Origin of the sequence: Streptomyces sp. NPDC047886 (assembly GCF_043204435.1) — a bacterium.
Lineage (GTDB): Bacteria > Actinomycetota > Actinomycetes > Streptomycetales > Streptomycetaceae > Streptomyces.
The window spans coordinates 1,060,143-1,077,493 of record NZ_JBIDCF010000001.1 but is presented as its reverse complement, the minus strand read 5'-3'; the positions used below and the strand labels follow the sequence as shown (position 1 = coordinate 1,077,493).

Annotated in this window: 11 protein-coding genes; 5 read left to right on the top strand and 6 right to left on the bottom strand. The window is 73.5% G+C overall.

The genetic code is table 11. The features are described from left to right. Positions 1-78: 78 nt before the first annotated feature. Both ACGF5U_RS04670 and ACGF5U_RS04665 read right to left on the bottom strand, forming a co-directional pair. The gene (locus ACGF5U_RS04670; RefSeq protein ID WP_392712905.1) at positions 79-3,183 is read right to left on the bottom strand and encodes an FG-GAP-like repeat-containing protein; all 3,105 of its coding nucleotides are present in this window, start codon (positions 3,181-3,183) and stop codon (positions 79-81) included. A 221-nt stretch (positions 3,184-3,404) separates the two neighbouring features. Next, positions 3,405-3,920, bottom strand: coding sequence for a hypothetical protein (locus ACGF5U_RS04665; protein WP_392712904.1), 516 nt, complete (start codon positions 3,918-3,920; stop codon positions 3,405-3,407). Positions 3,921-4,138: 218 nt separating this feature from the next. Here ACGF5U_RS04665 and ACGF5U_RS04660 point away from each other — a divergent pair, with 218 nt between their 5' ends. Further along, positions 4,139-4,909 (top strand): phosphatase, encoded by a 771-nt coding sequence (locus tag ACGF5U_RS04660; RefSeq protein WP_392712902.1) that lies wholly within the window; start codon positions 4,139-4,141, stop codon positions 4,907-4,909. Between the two features lie 31 nt (positions 4,910-4,940). On the opposite strand, the gene ACGF5U_RS04655 is transcribed toward ACGF5U_RS04660, so the two are convergent. From ACGF5U_RS04655 to ACGF5U_RS04645, 3 genes are all read right to left on the bottom strand, one after another. Then, a complete protein-coding gene (locus tag ACGF5U_RS04655) occupies positions 4,941-5,816 on the bottom strand; it encodes an acyl-CoA thioesterase (RefSeq protein WP_392712900.1) in 876 nt (291 codons plus the stop codon). Between the two features lie 5 nt (positions 5,817-5,821). Continuing rightward, positions 5,822-6,979 (bottom strand): acyl-CoA dehydrogenase family protein, encoded by a 1,158-nt coding sequence (locus tag ACGF5U_RS04650; RefSeq protein WP_392712898.1) that lies wholly within the window; start codon positions 6,977-6,979, stop codon positions 5,822-5,824. Between the two features lie 116 nt (positions 6,980-7,095). Continuing rightward, entirely contained in the window at positions 7,096-8,538 is a 1,443-nt protein-coding gene (locus ACGF5U_RS04645) for a PucR family transcriptional regulator (protein ID WP_392713202.1), read from the bottom strand. Positions 8,539-8,724: 186 nt separating this feature from the next. On the opposite strand from ACGF5U_RS04645, the gene speB reads away from it, so the two are divergent. Both speB and ACGF5U_RS04635 read left to right on the top strand, forming a co-directional pair. After that, positions 8,725-9,726 (top strand): agmatinase, encoded by a 1,002-nt coding sequence (gene speB / locus ACGF5U_RS04640; RefSeq protein WP_392712896.1) that lies wholly within the window; start codon positions 8,725-8,727, stop codon positions 9,724-9,726. Between the two features lie 13 nt (positions 9,727-9,739). Next, positions 9,740-11,425, top strand: coding sequence for a thiamine pyrophosphate-binding protein (locus tag ACGF5U_RS04635; protein WP_392712895.1), 1,686 nt, complete (start codon positions 9,740-9,742; stop codon positions 11,423-11,425). A 75-nt stretch (positions 11,426-11,500) separates the two neighbouring features. On the opposite strand, the gene ACGF5U_RS04630 is transcribed toward ACGF5U_RS04635, so the two are convergent. After that, complete coding sequence (locus tag ACGF5U_RS04630; RefSeq protein ID WP_392712894.1) at positions 11,501-12,316, bottom strand: endonuclease I family protein; 816 nt, start codon at positions 12,314-12,316, stop codon at positions 11,501-11,503. Positions 12,317-12,722: 406 nt separating this feature from the next. Between ACGF5U_RS04630 and ACGF5U_RS04625 the strand changes: the two genes are divergently transcribed. Both ACGF5U_RS04625 and ACGF5U_RS04620 read left to right on the top strand, forming a co-directional pair. Further along, positions 12,723-16,466 carry an ABC transporter ATP-binding protein gene (locus ACGF5U_RS04625; RefSeq protein ID WP_392712892.1) on the top strand — a complete coding sequence of 1,248 codons (3,744 nt, stop codon included), beginning with the start codon at positions 12,723-12,725 and terminating at the stop codon, positions 16,464-16,466. A 488-nt stretch (positions 16,467-16,954) separates the two neighbouring features. Continuing rightward, complete coding sequence (locus ACGF5U_RS04620) at positions 16,955-17,323, top strand: hypothetical protein (RefSeq protein WP_392713201.1); 369 nt, start codon at positions 16,955-16,957, stop codon at positions 17,321-17,323. Positions 17,324-17,351 lie beyond the last annotated feature (28 nt).

Sequence of the window (17,351 nt, the reverse complement as noted above, 5' to 3'; positions counted from 1 at the left end):
GGGCCGGTCAGCGCAGGCCGGTGTCTGCCCGGTGGGGGCCGGTCAGTACAGGCCCGGTCAGCCCCGTCGGGGGGCCGGTCAGTACAGGCCCTTGTACGTCTGCCAGCCGGTGCCGATCCGCACCGTCGACCGGAAGCCGCCGGACCCGTTGCCGTAGTTGCGCAGCAGGTCACCCGCCGTGTTGCGGGTGATCAGGTCCACGATGCCGTCCTTGTTCAGGTCGCCGACACCGACGAAGGCGTCGCGCCCCTGGGCCCAGCCCGTGCCGTACACCGCGACGCGCGGCCGCAGCCCGCCGGTCGCGGAGCCGTCGTACCGCCACAGGGCGTTGTTCCTGTCGACCGCGAGGACGTCGGCGATGCCGTCGCCGCTCAGGTCCCCGGCCCCGAAGACCGCCCGGTAGGAGGTCCACGCGGCGCCGATCTTCCGCCCGGCCCGCAGTGCGCCCGCGCCGTTGTCCGCGTACAGGTAGACATCACCCGTGGACGCCCTGCGCACCACCAGGTCGGGGCGGCCGTCGCCGGTCATGTCACCGGGCGACATGAGGACGTTCCACTGGTTCCAGCCGGTGCCGATGACCTTGACGGGCTGGTACGGGGAGAAGATCTGCCCGGTGTGGCAGTCGCCCGACAGGCGCACGAGCTCGCCGTTGGGCCGCCGTCCGAGCGTGTCGTTGCACTCGTCGCCGGTCATGTCGCCGAGCGGGACCACATGGTCGAGCCCGGCCCACAGGAGCCTGCTGCCGGCCTGGACGCCACCGGTCGCCGTGCCCTTGTGCAGGGTCAGCGCGTCGTCCTGGCCGATGGTGAACAGGTCGCCGTAGCCGTCCAGCGGGCCCAGGAGATCGCGCCACCGGGCCCTGGAGGCCCGCAGTTCCACCGTTCCTGTGTGGACCAGCGGCGCGCCGTGGCCGTCGGCGGGCACGGCCGTCAGCGTCCAGGCGTACCGGCCGTTGTAGGCGGGGCGCCCTGCGTCGTCCAGGCCGTCCCAGAACGCGGTGACCTTCCCCCGGGTCTCGCCGCCGCTCAGCGTCCGCGCGACCGTGCCCGTGACGACGTCCCTGAGCGTCAGCCGCCAGGAGGCGGCGGGCTTGGACAGGACGCCCTCGACCGGGGCACCGCCGCCGAAGCCGCCGTTCTTCGGAGTGAGCGATCCGGCGCGTACCGCGTCGGTCAGGGCCAGGGGCTGGGTGACGGCGCCCGAGGGCACGACATGCACCCGCTCCTCGGCGTCCGCGAACGCGGCGTGCCCGCCGAAGCGGTCCACGGTCCAGCGGACGTGCCGCTGGGAGGTGCCCGTGTCGGGCAGGTCGCCGATCGTCCGGCCGACCGGGGCGCCGGTGTCCACGGTGGTCATGACCAGCTTGCCGGCGGCCCTGTCGTGGGTGACGACATAACCGTCGCCGAGCAGGGCATCGCCGGACGGAACCGTGACGGACTTCTTCGCGGTGCGGTCGAACACGCCCGACTTCCCGGCCGCGTCCGGGCCGCAGGCCCAGTAGAGCCAGCGGCCGAGCGCCTGCAGCTCGGCGGGCACGCAGCCGGAGCCGGTGTCGACCGTCTCGACGGTGTTCCGGGTCGCGAGGTCGAGGGCGCTGACGGTGCCGGGGGACGTCCCCGCGCCGGCGGGGGTCCACAGGGCGCCGTCCCACAGTGCGGCGGCGCTCGGCGTCCGGTCCAGGACCTTCGTCCCGTACGTGGTGTAGACGGTCTGCCGCCCGGCGGCCGCCGCCGTGTGGACGAGGTACCCGCCCGCCGCGTCGGTGATCGTCCCGTACTCGGGCGTGTCGAAGTACGGCGTGTGAGCGCTCCGGCCGACGACGGTGACGCGGCCGCGTCCGTCCCCCAGCGGCAGCTGCCGGGTGAAACCTCCGTCGCCGACGCCGAGCAGCCTCTCGCAGTCGGCGTCGCCGGTGGCGCAGGGCCGCAGCCAGTCGTCGCCCGGGGTGAGCCGGGTCCGCTCGCCGTAGGCCGGTTCGCCGCTCGCCGCGAGGGTGCGGACGTAGTCGTACCGCGAGGTCCCGGCGCCGGTGTCGCTGGTGACCAGGCGGCCCTGGGAGAGCGCCAGTCCCTGGACGACGGCGGGCAGTTGCGGAAGCTCCTTCGCGGTGGAGACGACGGGCGTGCCGTCCGCGTTCGCCGTGATGCGGCGGATGCCCCAGTCGGCGGCGCCGCTGCCGCCGACCACGACCGCCGTACCGCCCGGCCCGCTCGCCAGTGGGGAGGGAGCCTGGTGGAGGAGCCGGACCGCCGGGCCGCCGGCGATCGGCACCGCGTCCACGGCGGAGGTGGTCGACGTCGGGGCCCTGTACACCAGCCAGTCGCCCACCACGGCCATGCTGTGGGGAGTCGCGGAGGACTGGGGCAGGGTCACCTCGGTGAACGGCGCGGAGAGGTCGGCGCGGGAGGCCACCAGCACCGTGGTGCCGGCCGTGCTGTACACAGCGATGTGACGGTGGGTCAGCTTCGCGTACCGGTAGCCGTCCGGCAGCGGCGCGGTGTGCTCCTCCACCCGTGCCGTCTCCGTGTTCACCAGGACCATACGGAGGGAACCGTCGATCCGGCCGAGGAAGACGATGTGGTCGCCATGCGCCGCCAAGGGGGCGCCCAGCTGCCCGTCCGCCGGGATGCCGCCGACCGCTCGGTCCCGCGTGGAGCCGTCCGCCTCGGGCGTGAGCAGGTGCGGGATGCCGTACGTGGTGCCGTCGGGGCGGGTGACCCGCTCGTAGGCGACGGCCGTCGTGCCGTACGTCCGCTGGTAGACCAGCTCTTCGGGGACGGTGACGACCGCGACGCCGCCGGTGGCCGCGTTCCGCAGCTCGATCCGGCGGTCCTTCACATGGGCCAGGGCGTCGCTGCCCGTGGGCTGGACGGTGACGCCCGCGTCGGGTGCGGCGACCGGGAAGGTCCTGCCGTCCGCGTACCGGGTCCACTGCCGGCCCGTCAGGCCCTCCTCCCGGTGGAACACGCCCTCGGTGCCCGCCCCGTCACCGGTGACGGAGCTTCCGGCGAAGTCCAGCCAGGCGCCGTGCGGAGTGGCCTTCAGCGTCGCCGGGACGACGACCCCCGGCGGGGTTTCGCCGGCGGCGACGGCGGGGCCGGCCAGCGGCAGCAGCAGTCCTCCGGCCAGCGAGGCGGTCAGAGTGATGGAGACGCCGGTGCGCGACAGCGCGAGACGGTTCAAAAGGTCCCTCCCCAGGAGCCTGGAAACGGCCGGAGGGCCCGCCCCCTCGCTGTGCCCCCGCCGCAAGTGGCCGGATCTTAACAAGGGGTGGGCCCACCGCCGTCGGCCGGGGCCGTCGGCCGGGGCTGTCGGCCAGGCCGTCCGCCGGGGTTGTCCGCCGGGACTGTTCGCCGGGCCGTCCGCCGGGGTTGTCCGCCGGGCCGTCCGTCTCCGGTGACGGCTCAGCAGGCGTACGTGGTGCCGTCCGCCGCGGAACCCCAGTTGCAGGAGCTGATGGAACCGGTCGATGTGTTGTTGTCGACGCTTCCCGGCTTCTTCAGCCGCAGGTCAGGGTTCCTGGTCGTGCCGTTGTTCGGCAGGACGTGCCGGGCGTACCCCCGGTAGATGTGGTGCCAGCCGCTGCTGTCCTTGCGGTTCGTGCCGCTGCCGGTGTGCACATAGGCCCGCGCCCCGGCCGGCAGAGCGTAGGACGGCAGGGCGCGGCCGTACGTGTTGGTGGTGATGTCCGGGATGTAGCCGCCCGTGTTGACGGTCCTGCTCGTGACGTTCTTGATGACGAAGTACTCGCCGTTGACGTTGAGCTGCCGGCCGTCCCTGACGTCCGCCCCGGCGGCGTTGGGCCGCACGTGCGTGATCATCAGGGCGCCCGTCGTGGACGCCGCGTGGCCGGTCGAGGGCAGGGCGGCCAGGGACAGGGCGGCCGTCGAGAGGGCGACGGCGCGTATCGCACGGTTCAAAGACGTGCCTTCCTTCTACGGGCCCGCAGGGTTCACGCGGGCTCCCCCGAGTCGGGGGAGAGGCGTCAGTCTGCCCGGGGAGGGGCCGGTTCGTGGGCGTTACGGGCCGGTAAGGCGGGTATTACGGGCCGGTAGGGCCGAAGGTCCCGGGCGGCGCGCGCCAGTCCACGCCGTGGAACGGCTCGGCCACGGGGTGTGGCGGGCGGCACAATGGGCGCATGCCGATACCCAGCCGCGCCGCCCTCGTCGAGCACCTCGTCCGCACCCGGATCGCCGGAGACGTCGCCACGCCCCGCGACAACAACCTCTCCCACTACCGCAAACTCGCGAACGGCGACCGTCACTACTGGCTGGGCCTGGAGCTCGGCGACCGCTGGACCGACGAGCAGGACGTGCTCGCCGTCATGGCGGAGCGGTGCGGTGTGAACGACGACCCGGCGCACCGGGCCGGGCAGGACACCATCGATCCCGAGCTGACCGTGGACGCGCTCGACCGGATGGCCGCGCGGCTGCGGAAGGCGGCGGCGGGTGAGGAGCGGGTGCTGTTCGCGACGGGGCACCCGGGCGCGCTGCTCGACGTGCACAGCCGGACGGCCGCCGCGCTGCGGGCCGCCGGGTGCGACATCGTGCGGATCCCGGGCGGGCTCACCGCCGACGAGGGGTACGTCGTGCAGTTCGCCGACGTGGCCGTGTTCGAGCGGGGCGCGAGCCTGTGGCACACCCATTCGCCGGAGCCGATGAACGCGATCCTGGACCACCTGGACGTACCGCCGGACCTGGTGGTCGCCGACCACGGCTGGGCGGGCCGCGCCGGTCAGCGGGGCGTCGACTCCGTCGGGTTCGCCGACTGCAACGACCCGGCCCTGTTCATCGCCGAGGCGGAGGGCACCCTCCAGGTGGCGGTGCCGCTGGACGACCATGTCGTCGACCCGCGCTCCTACGAGCCGCTGACCGCCTACCTGCTGGACGCGGCGGGGCTGTCGGCCTAGCCGCCGTCGGGCGTCCCGCCGGGAGACCTCGTCACGCGTGCGGGACGCGGACGACGCCTTCCTGGATGACCGAGATCGCCAGGCGGCCGTCCCGCGTCCAGATGCGGGCCTGGCCGAGGCCCCGGCCGCCCGACGAGGACGGGGACTCCTGGTCGTACAGCAGCCACTCGTCCGCCCGGAACGGCCGGTGGAACCACATGGCGTGGTCCAGGGACGCGCCCACCACGTCGCCGACGGCCCAGCCGCCCCTGCCGTGCGCGAGCAGCACCGAGTCCAGCAGGGTCATGTCGGAGACGTATGTCGCGAGGCAGACGTGCAACAGGGGGTCGTCGGCGAGCTTGCCGTTCGTACGGAACCAGACCTGCGAGCGCGGCTCGCGGGGCCGGCCCGCCGTGGCGTACGGGGGTTCGTCCACGTACCGCAGGTCCACCGCCGCGCGGGCCTCCAGCATGCGGTCGGCGATGTCCGGGTGCGCGAACCGGTCGGTGTACCGGGGGAGGGCCTCCCGCGCGGTCGGCAGGGTCTCCGGGTCCGGCGCGGGTGGCATCCCCGTCTGGTGGTCGAGCCCTTCCTCGTACGTCTGGAACGACGCCGACAGGTGGAAGACGGGCTTCCCGTGCTGGGTCGCCACCACGCGCCGTGTCGTGAACGAGCGGCCGTCGCGGATGCGGTCCACGGTGTAGACGATCGGCGCGCCCGGGTCGCCCATGCGCAGGAAGTACGCGTGGAGGGAGTGCGCCGTGCGGTCGTCGGGCACGGTCCGGCCGGCCGCGACCAGCGCCTGGGCCGCGACCTGACCGCCGAAGACCCGGGGCACGATCGCCGACCGCGACCGGCCCCGGAAGTAGTCCTGCTCGATCCGCTCCAGGTCGAGCAGGTCGAGCAGGTCGTCGAGCGCCTTCGTCACCTGGGCTACAGGCCCATCGACTTGGCGATGATCGACTTCATGACCTCGCTGGTGCCGCCGTAGATGCGGTTGACGCGGTTGTCCGCGTACAGGCGGGCGATGGGGTACTCGTTCATGTAGCCGTAGCCGCCGTGCAGCTGGAGGCAGCGGTCGATGACGCGGTGGGCGACCTCGGTGCAGAACAGCTTCGCGGAGGCGGCCTCGGCGGCGGTCAGCTCGCCCGCGTCCAGGGCCTCGAGGGCGCGGTCGGCGACGGCCTCGGCGGCGTCCACCTCGGCCTGGCAGGCGGCCAGTTCGAACTTGGTGTTCTGGAAGGACGCGACCGGCTTGCCGAAGACGGTGCGCTCCTGCACGTAGTTCTGGGCGAACCGGACGGCGGCCTTGGCCTGCGCGTACGCGCCGAAGGCGATGCCCCAGCGCTCGGACGGCAGGTTCTGGCCGAGGTAGTAGAAGCCCTTGTTCTCCTCGCCGAGCAGGTCCTCGACCGGCACCTTCACGTCGACGAACGCCAGCTCGGCGGTGTCGGACGTGCGCAGGCCGAGCTTGTCCAGCTTGCGGCCGATCGAGTAGCCATCGGACTTCGTGTCGACGGCGAAGAGGGAGATGCCGAAGCGGCGGTCGTCGGCGGTCGGGGCGGCGGTGCGGGCGCAGACGATGACGCGGTCGGCGTGCACACCGCCGGTGATGAAGGTCTTGGCGCCGTTGAGGACGTAGTGGGTGCCGTCCTCGCTCAGCTTGGCGGTGGTCTTCATGCCCGCGACGTCGGAGCCGGTGCCCGGCTCGGTCATCGCCAGCGCCCACATCTCCTCGCCGGTGACGAACTTCGGCAGGTAGCGCTTCTTCTGCTCGTCGTCGGCCAGCATCTTGAGGTACGGGAGGGCGAGCAGGACGTGTACGCCGGAGCCGCCGAACTGGACGCCCGCGCGGGCGGTCTCCTCGTAGAGCACGGCCTCGAACTTGTGGGTGTCCAGGCCGGCGCCGCCGAACTCCTCCGGCACGTTGATGCCGAAGATGCCCAGCTCGCCGAGCTTGTCGTAGAAGTCGCGCGGCGCCTGGCCGGCCGCGAACCACTCGTCGTAGACGGGGACGACCTCGGCCTCGATGAAGGCGCGGATGGTCTCCCGGAACGCCTCGTGGTCCTCGGTGAATACGGTACGGCGCACGGGAACGCCCCTTTCCGGCTGCTGGTCCGACTGGTAACGGCTGGCTAAGCGCTTGCTCATAGCGAAGTTACCGGGCGGTCACCACCCCTGTCCAGGGTTGTTCAGCTCACAACGGCTCACCGCGCCCAGCGCAGCGCGAACCACAGCTCCATACGGACCTCCGGGTCGTCCAGGTCCGTCGACAGCAGCGCCGCGCAGCGGGCGACGCGCTGGCGGACCGTGTTGCGGTGGACGCGCAGCGCGGTCGCCGTGCGGTCCCAGTTGCCGTGCAGGGACAGCCAGGTGCGCAGCGTCTCGGCGAGCGGCTCCGGCAGCGGCGCCAGCACGGCACGGGCGTGCGCGGCCGCCTCGTCCGGGTCCACCAGCGCGGCGAGCCCCGCCTCGCGGTGGCGGGCCAGCGGCGCGTGGGTCGCCTCGGCGCGGCGCAGGGCGCGCGCCGCCTGGAGGTCCGCCGCCGCCAGGTCCCCCGGGCCGGCCGGGGCGCTCACGCCCAGCGTCCAGCCCGGGTGCGCCGTCGCCTCGCGGCCGGCCGGGAGCAGGGCGCGTACCGTCCCGTCGCCCGCGTCGACCAGGGGGCTGCCCAGCGGGGGCGGCGGGGCCTTGGGGTCGGCGCCCCGCGCGTGCACCACCGTCCAGGGCGCGTCGCCGAGCAGGGGCGCCACGTCGGCCGGGGCGGCGCCGAGCAGCAGCCGGACGAGCGCGGTGGAGCGCGCCGCCTCGTCGGCGCCCTGGCGCGGGGCGGTGAGCAGCGACAGCAGGATCATGCCGACGTCCGCGACGCCCCGGCCCTCGTGGCGGTCCCGCATGGCGAGGCCCAGCGTGAGCCCCCGCTCGCCGACCGCGCCGAGGGTGTACGCGGCGAGATGGGCGCCGTCCGCGTGGCCGGAGGCGGCGGATGGCCGCGTCGCGGCCGTGCCGTTCACCACCCCCACCAGGTGCTCCAGGGCTTCGCGTACCGCCCGCGTCGCGGGCCTGCCCGCCGCCGCGTACTCGGCGCCGTCCGGCGTGAACAGGGCGGCCCGCCCGGACAGCCGCGACGCCAGCACCTGCAGCACGGCCGGTACCGGATCCGGGCGCGCGGCGGCCGCGGCCAGCGCCCGCTGGGCCTCCGTCACCCGGCGCAGCTCCAGGTGGCGGGCCTGCTCCATGAGCCGCCACACCGCGCGGGCGACCGCCGTGAACGGGGTCTCGGGCGGCACCTCCAGCAGCGGGAGCCCGTGGCGGGCGCAGGCCGTGACGAGTTCGCCGGGCACCGTGTCGTACACGGGCGTCACGCCGAAGCCGAGGGCCGCCGCACCGGCCTCCACGACCCGGGTGACGTACCGGTCCGCGTCGGTGAGCTGGACGCCCGCCGTCATCAGCAGCTCGCCGCCGAGGAGATACGGGTAGGGGTCGGCCATCTCGGAGGTGTGGACCCAGTGCACGTCGGTACCCGGGTCGCCGGTGACCAGCCGCAGCCCGAGCTCGTCGAGGGCGAGCAGCGCCGACAGCGCGATGGGCGGCGCGAACGGCACCGGAGACTCCGGCGCGGGCGCGCCGGGGGCGGGCGGCTCCGGCATGGTGGAGCCGGGCGCGGGCTGTTGCGGCGTCGGTGCGCCGGGCGGCTCCGGCGCGGGTGGCTCCGCCATGGACGTTTCCTCCATTTCCGGCGCGAGTAATGGAGGAAACGTACACTTCAGTGTCGTTCTCCGGCCATTTACGGTCGGTATCGAACGCATCAGGCCGTACGAGAGAAGGCACCGACCATGAGCAGCAACGACACGCCGCGCGGCCCCATCGACTCCTCGCGCGTCCCCCGGTACGCCGGCCCCGCGACGTTCGCCCGGCTGCCCCGCCTGGACGAGGTCGGCACCGCCGATGTCGCCGTCGTCGGTGTCCCCTTCGACTCCGGTGTCTCCTACCGGCCCGGCGCCCGCTTCGGCGGCAACGCCATCCGCGAGGCCTCCCGTCTGCTGCGCCCCTACAACCCGGCGCAGGACGCCTCCCCGTTCGCGCTCGCGCAGGTCGCCGACGGCGGTGACATCGCCGTCAACCCGTTCAACATCAACGAGGCCGTCGAGACCGTCGAGGCCGCCGCCGACGACCTCCTGAACACCGGCGCCCGCCTGATGACCCTCGGCGGCGACCACACCATCGCGCTGCCCCTCCTCCGCTCGGTCGCCAAGAAGCACGGCCCGGTCGCCCTCCTCCACTTCGACGCCCACCTCGACACCTGGGACACCTACTTCGGCGCCGAGTACACCCACGGCACCCCGTTCCGCCGCGCCGTCGAGGAGGGCATCCTCGACACCGAGGCGCTCTCCCACGTCGGCACGCGCGGCCCGCTGTACGGCAAGCAGGACCTCACCGACGACGAGAAGATGGGCTTCGGCATCGTCACATCGGCCGACGTCTACCGGCGCGGCGCCGACGAGGTCGCCGACCAGCTCCGCCAGCGCATCGGCGACCGCCCGCTGTACATCTCCATCGACATCGACTGCCTCGACCCGGCGCACGCGCCCGGCACCGGCACTCCCGAGGCCGGCGGCATGACCTCCCGTGAGCTGCTGGAGATCCTGCGCGGCCTCGCCTCCTGCAACCTGGTCTCCGCCGACGTCGTCGAGGTCGCCCCCGCCTACGACCACGCCGAGATCACCTCGGTCGCCGCCTCCCACACCGCGTACGAGCTCACGACGATCATGTCCCGTCAGATCGCCGCCGCCAGGGAGGGCCGGGAGCAGAGCGCGGCCGCCCGACCGGCGAAGTGACCGCGGCCGTCCGATGACCCACGACCACGACATCGTCCTGCGCCCCACGGCCGCGCAGACCGAGGCCGCGCTGAACCCGCCGCCGGGGCGGATCGGCGGCGACCTCGTCGTCGAGACCCTGCGCGGCCTGGGCGCCACCACGGTGTTCGGTCTGCCCGGCCAGCACGCGCTGGGCGTGTTCGACGCGCTGCGCCGCTCCGACCTGCGGTACGTCGGGCTGCGCGTGGAGAACAACGCGGGCTTCGCCGCCGACGGCTACGGCCGGATCACCGGCGAGGCCGCGCCGCTGCTGCTCTCCGCGGGGCCGGGCGCGCTCACCTCGCTCGCCGCGCTCCAGGAGGCGGCCGCCGCCAGCGCGCCCGTACTGGCCATCGGCGCCCAGGTCCCCGTGGCGGGCCTGGGCGGCGGGCGCCACGGCCACCTGCACGAACTGCGCGACCAGCAGGCGTCGTTCCGCGACATCGTGAAGTCGGTCCACACCGCCCGTACGGCGTCCCAGATCCCGTCCGCGATCGCCGCCGCCTGGGAGTCGGCGCTGACCGCCCCGCACGGCCCCGTCTGGGTGGAGATCCCGCAGGACGTGCTGACCGCGCCGGCGCTCCTGCCGGCCGTCACCGCCATGGACGCCACCCCGCACGAGCTCGCGCCGCGCCCCGAGCTGACGGCCGTCGCCGCGCACCTCCTGGCGACCGCCGAACGCCCGGCGATCATCGCGGGCGGCGGGGTCGTACGGTCCGACGCGTCCGGCAAGCTGCGGGCGCTCGCCGAGCGGCTGGACGCGCCCGTCGTCACCACCTTCGGCGGCAAGGGTGCCTTCCCCTGGGAGCATCCGCTCTCCCTCCAGTCCTGGCTGGAGGACCGGCACACCACCGACTTCCTCGAGGACGCCGACGTCCTCCTCGTCGTGGGCTCGGGGCTCGGCGAACTCTCCTCGAACTACCACACCTTCCGTCCGCGCGGCCGGGTGATCCAGATCGAGGCCGACCTCGGCAAGCTGGAGTCCAACCACCCGGCGCTCGGCATCCACGCCGACGCCCGCCTCGCCCTGTCCGCGCTGCTGGAGACGGTGGGGGAGCGCCACGACCCGACGGCCGCCGACCGCGTCCGTACCGTCCTCGACCGGGTACGGGAGCGGCTGGACGCCCAGGACCTGGCCCTGGAACGGCAGGTGCTCGCCGCCGTACGCGCCGCCCTGCCCGACACGGCGCCCAGCTTCTGGGACATGACGATCCTGGCGTACTGGGCCTGGTCGGCCTTCGACGCGAGGCGCCCCGGCACCATGCACTCCGCCCAGGGCGCGGGCGGCCTCGGCTACGCCTACCCGGCCGCGCTCGGCGCCGCCGTCGCCGACCCGACAGGCCCGGTCCTGGCCGTCTCCGGCGACGGGGGCGCCCTCTACTCGATCGCCGAACTGGCCACCGCCCGCCAGCACGACCTCCCGGTGACCTGGCTGATCGTCGACGACGGCGGCTACGGCATCCTCCGCGAGTACATGACCGAGGAGTTCGGCGCGCCGACGGGAACGGACCTGACCCGCCCGGACTTCGCGGCCCTGGCGGAGTCGTTCGGCGTCCCCGCGACCCTCACCACCCCGGAGACGCTGCGCGAGGACCTGGGGGCGGCGCTCGCCACCCCCGGCCCCTCCGTGGTCGTGCTGCCGGCGCTGCTCAGGATGTTCGCGCCGACGCACCGGGCCTGACCGGATCGACCGGATCGACCGGACCGACCGGATCGACCGGCTCGACTGAACCGACCGGACCGACCGGCGGGGCGGTCACCAGATCGACTCGACCCACTCCGGGTGGTCGATGAACGGGTTGCGGTTGCGCTGGTACGTGCCGTAAATGACCTCGTTGCGCCGCTTCTCGAAGGCGTCCGGCGGGTCCTGCTCGTTCCACTGCTTCAGCACGGAGAGCCGGCCGTGGTACGGGGCGGTGCTGTTGGTGACGGAGTCGTTGGGCTCCAGGTCGGGCCAGCCGTCGGTGCCCTCGTAGCGGACGGCCATGTAGAGGATCATGCGCGCCACGTCACCCTTGACGGCGTTGCGCGGCTCGAACGAGTTGGAGTCGGTGTAGCTGCCGGGCGCGCCGCTCACCGCGCTGCCGCCCCGGTCGAAGTCCTTGTTGCCGCGGATGTTGTTGACCGTCACGTCCTCGGGGCGGAGGTGGTGCAGGTCGGTGCCGGGCCCGGTGGAGGTGCCGAAGTCGCCGTGGGACTTGGCCCACACGTGCTCGCGGTTCCAGTCGCCGACGTCGCCGCCGTTGAGGGACTTGCTGCGGGACTTCCCGCTGTACAGCAGGATCACGTTGGCGCTGTTGGCCGGGTCCTGGTCGGTGGCCTTCAGCGCTTCCCAGACCGCCGAGTACGAGATCTTGCTCTGGTTGCTGATGACCGAGTGCAGGGCGCTCTTGAGGGCCGTTCCGGACTTGCCGGCCGCGTTCGCGTAGTACGTGTCGTCGTACGCGGTGGTGGTGGCCGTCTCGGGGGCCGGTGCCGCCGTGGCGGCGGGCGCGGCGGTGCCGACGAGGAGCGCGGCGGTCAGGAGGGGCGTCTGCCAGCGGCGTAGGGAGCGGGGGAGCGGCGATGACATGGCGGGGAAGCCTTTCCCGATGCGGTGACGCGCGTAGAGCGGGGCTGTCTACGCGGGTTGAGAGTGCGGCAACGGGAGAGTGACATGGACACGGTCACCTGTGTGTGAACGAGGCGCGTCGATTCCGTAGCGTTGTCATGGACGTGGTGATATCCGGGGCGCCGGGCCGCCGATCCAGCCGGGCCGATGGGCGGACGGCCAGCCGGGCCTGGAGGCCGACGGGCCCATGGACCGACGGGCGGACCTGGGCGGACCGGCCTAGGACCAAAGTCCGGAGTTCGCCTCCGCCGGGCCGGAACGGGATGAAAACCGGTCTCCGGCCTGTTGGAGCCTTCCGGTAGAGCAGCGGACGTTCACCAGATCAGCGGACATCAGCAGAGCAGCGGACATCAGCAGGAGGCGGACCGTGGAGTCGTCGGCGGGGGAACGAACAGCGGCACGGGCCGTGGACCAGGGCTGGGCGCGACGCCTGTGGGGGTACGCCTGGCGGCACCGGGCCGACGTCCTGCTCGCCCTCGGATCGTCCCTCGGCGGCATGGCCGTCATGGCACTCGTCCCGCTGATCACCAAGGTCGTCATCGACGACGTCATCGGCGCCGGAACCCGCTCCCTCGCCGTATGGACCGGGCTGCTGATCGCCGCCGCGGTCGTCGTGTACGTCATGACGTACATCCGCCGCTACTACGGCGGGCGGCTCGCGCTCGACGTCCAGCACGACCTGCGCACCGAGATGTACGGCACGATCAGCCGGCTCGACGGGCGGCGCCAGGACGAGCTGTCGACCGGCCAGGTCGTCGGCCGCGCCACCAGCGACCTCCAGCTCATCCAGGGCCTGCTGTTCATGCTCCCGATGACCATCGGGAACTTCCTGCTGTTCGGCATCTCCCTCGGCATCATGGCCTGGCTGTCGCTGCCGCTCACCCTCGTCGCGCTCGCCGTCGCCCCCGCCCTGTGGTTCATCGCCAAGCGCAGCCGCGTCCGGCTGCACCCCGCCACCTGGTACGCGCAGACCCAGGCCGCCCATGTCGCCGGCGTCGTGGACGGAGCCGTCACCGGCGTACGCGTCGTCAAGGGCTTCGGCCAGGAGGACCAGGAGACCGGCAAGATCCGCGCCGCCAGCCGCACCCTGTTCGCCGGGCGGCTGCGCACCATCAAGCTGAACGCCCGCTACACCCCCGCCCTCCAGGCGGTGCCCGCGCTCGGCCAGGTCGCCATGCTGGCGCTGGGCGGCTGGCTCGCCACCCGCGGCCAGATCACCCTGGGCACCTTCGTCGCGTTCTCCACGTACCTCGCGCAGCTCGTCGGACCGGTCCGGATGCTGGCCATGGTCCTCACCGTCGGACAGCAGGCCCGCGCCGGCGTCGAACGCGTCCTTGAGCTCATCGACACCGAACCCGCCCTCCAGGACGGCACCAGGGAGCTGCCCGCCGACGCCCCGGCGAGTGTCGAGTTCGACGACCTGTCCTTCGCCTACCAGGACGGCCGCCCGGTCCTCGACGGGTTCTCGCTGGAGATCAGGCCCGGCGAGACCGTCGCCGTCGTCGGCTCGTCGGGCAGCGGCAAGTCCACCGTGTCGCTGCTCCTGCCCCGCTTCTACGACGTGACGCACGGCGCCGTCCTCGTCGGCGGCCACGACGTGCGCGAGCTGACCACCGAGTCGCTGCGCGCCGCCATCGGACTCGTCCCCGAGGACAGCTTCCTGTTCTCCGACACCGTCCGCGCCAACATCGCCTTCGGCAGGCCCGACGCCACCGACGACGACATCCGTACGGCGGCCCAGGCCGCCCAGGCCGACCGGTTCATCGCCGAACTCCCCGACGGGTACGACACCAAGGTCGGCGAACACGGACTGACCCTCTCCGGCGGCCAGCGCCAGCGCATCGCGCTCGCCCGCGCCATCCTCACCGACCCCCGGCTGCTGCTCCTGGACGACGCGACCTCCGCGGTGGACGCCCGGGTCGAGCACGAGATCCACGAGGCCCTGCGCTCCGTCATGGCGGGCCGCACCACCCTCCTCATCGCCCACCGCCGCTCCACCCTGAACCTGGCCGACCGGATCGCCGTCCTGGACGACGGGCGGCTCTCCGACATCGGCACCCACGAGGAGCTGGAGCGCCGTTCGGCGCTCTACCGGCGGCTCCTCACCGACCCCGACGAACTCGGCGGCGTCTCGCCCGGCCACCTCCCGCCCGCCGCGGAGCGGGACGAGGACGACCGGACCGTACGGGACGAGCTGGACGCCGAGTTCGACGCGGAACGCGGTATCACCCCCAGGCTCTGGGAGCGGGACGCCGAAGCGGCCGGGGAGACGCCGGCCCCCGGCGCGACCCCCGAACTGCTCGCCCAGGTCGAGGCGCTGCCCCCGGCGAACGACACCCCGGACGTGGACGAGGCGCGGGCGGTACGGCCCGAGGAGTCCTACGGGCTGCGCAGGCTGCTGCGCGGCTTCGGGCCCGTGCTGCTGATCAGCCTCGGGCTCGTCGCCGTCGACGCGGGCATGGGCCTGCTGCTGCCGGTGCTGATCCGGCACGGCATCGACGAGGGCGTGACGCAGCTGTCGCTGGGCGCGGTGTGGGCGGCGTCCGCGCTGGCCCTGCTGTCGGTGGTCGTGCAGTGGGCGGCGCAGACCGGCGAGATCCGGATGACGGGACGCACCGGCGAACGGGTCCTGTACGCGCTGCGGCTGAAGATCTTCGCGCAGCTCCAGCGCCTCGGCCTGGACTACTACGAGCGCGAGCTCACCGGGCGGATCATGACCCGGATGACGACCGACGTGGACGCCCTGTCGACGTTCCTCCAGACCGGCCTGGTCACCGCGTTCGTCTCGGTGGTCACCTTCCTCGGCATCATGGTCGCGCTCGTCGTGATCGACGTACAGCTGGCCCTGGTCGTCTTCGCGACGCTGCCGCTGCTGGTGGTCGCCACGTTCTTCTTCCGGCGCGCCAGCGTCAAGGCGTACGAGCTGGCACGCGAGCGGATCAGCGTCGTCAACGCCGACCTGCAGGAGTCGGTGGCCGGGCTGCGGATCGTGCAGGCGTTCCGGCGCGAGCGGTCGGGCGCGCGGCGGTTCACCGACCGCAGCCTCGACTACCGCCAGGCCCGGGTGCGCGGCCAGTGGCTGATCTCCGTCTACTTCCCGTTCGTCCAGCTGCTGTCGTCCGTGGCCGCGGCGGCGGTGCTGGTTGTGGGCGCCGGCCGGATCCAGGCGGGCACGCTCACGACGGGCGCGCTCGTCGCGTACCTGCTCTACATCGACCTGTTCTTCGCGCCCGTCCAGCAGCTGTCGCAGGTGTTCGACGGCTACCAGCAGGCATCGGTCTCGCTCGGCCGGATGCAGGAACTGCTGCGGGAGCCGACGTCGACGGCGCCGCCCGCCGACCCGAAGCCGGTGCGCGAGCTGCGCGGGGACATCGCGTTCGAGAAGGTGTCGTTCGCGTACGGCACCGACGAGCCCGCCCTCACCGGCGTCGACCTGCGCATCCCGGCCGGGCAGACCGTCGCGTTCGTCGGCGAGACCGGCGCGGGCAAGTCGACGCTGGTCAAGCTGGTCGCCCGGTTCTACGACCCGACGGAGGGCCGCGTCACCGTCGACGGCGCCGACCTGCGGGACCTGGACCTCACGGCGTACCGGCACCGCCTCGGTGTCGTCCCGCAGGAGGCGTACCTCTTCGCGGGCACGGTCCGCGACGCCATCGCGTACGGGCGCCCCGACGCCACCGACGCCGATGTGGAGGCGGCGGCCCGCGCGGTCGGCGCGCACGACATGATCGCCACGCTGGACGGCGGCTACCTCCACGAGGTCGCCGAGCGCGGGCGCAACCTGTCGGCGGGCCAGCGCCAGTTGATCGCCCTCGCGCGCGCCGAGCTGGTGAACCCGGACGTGCTGCTGCTCGACGAGGCGACGGCGGCCCTCGACCTGGCGACGGAGGCCCAGGTGAACCAGGCCACCGACCGGCTGGCCGGCCGCCGCACGACCCTGGTGGTCGCCCACCGCCTCACCACGGCGGCCCGCGCCGACCGGGTGGTGGTCATGGACCACGGCCGCGTGGCGGAGGACGGCACCCACGACGAACTCCTCGCCGGGGACGGCCGGTACGCCGAGCTGTGGCGGACGTTCGTCGGCGAGGCGGAACCGGCACGGACGGCCTGAGCACGGCGTCGGCCGACGCACGCCGACGGCCGACGCGCACGCCGACGGCCGACGCGCGGGGTGACGGCCCGCGCGGGGTGACGGGCCGCGCAGGGGGGCGACGGCCGGCGCAGGGGGCGACGGGCGGCGCAGGGGGGGGCGGCGCAGGGGGTGACGGGCCGCGCAAGGCGCGACGGCCCCCGCAGGGCGATGGCTCGCGCAGGGCGATGGCTCGCGCAGGGCGATGGCTCGCACAGGGCGATGGCCCGCGAATCCGGAGGGCAACCGTCCGGGCCGGTGCCGCGTCGTACGCACGTACGCTCATGAGGCAAAGGGGAGCAAGCGTGTTCGGTGGGGCTGTGGCAGGGACTGGGGCGTGGGCTGTGGCTGGTGCGAAACGGCCCCGATCCCGATCCCGATTCCCATCCCGATTCCCGTCCCCATCCCCATCCGGATCCCCATCCGGATCCCGGTCCCGATCCGGATCCCGCCCCCGCTTCCCGTCCCGGATTCCGGGGACCGTTGTCGCCGTGGTCTGCGCCGTAGGGGTGCTCCTGGTCGGCGGCCCGGGAGTCCAGCCGGCCGCCGCGGCCGCCGGGTGCTCCGGACGGCTGGTCAAGACCGTCCCGTTCAGCACCGGTGAGCTGCGGATCTACAAGAGCCGCCAGTACGCGTGCGCGCTCACCGTCGCCAAGAAGCCGGGCGCCCGCCGCGCCATGTCCGTGTCCATCCAGCCGCGCGGCGGCCGGGCCGCCACCGACAAGGGCGACTTCGTGCGGCAGGCCGGGCCCGTGACCGTACACGCGCTCAACCGCTGCGTCAGGGCGTCGGGTCACATCGCGGGCAAGGGAGCCTCGACGGGCTGGATCCTCTGCTGAACAGCACGGTGACCGCGCGCCACCGCCC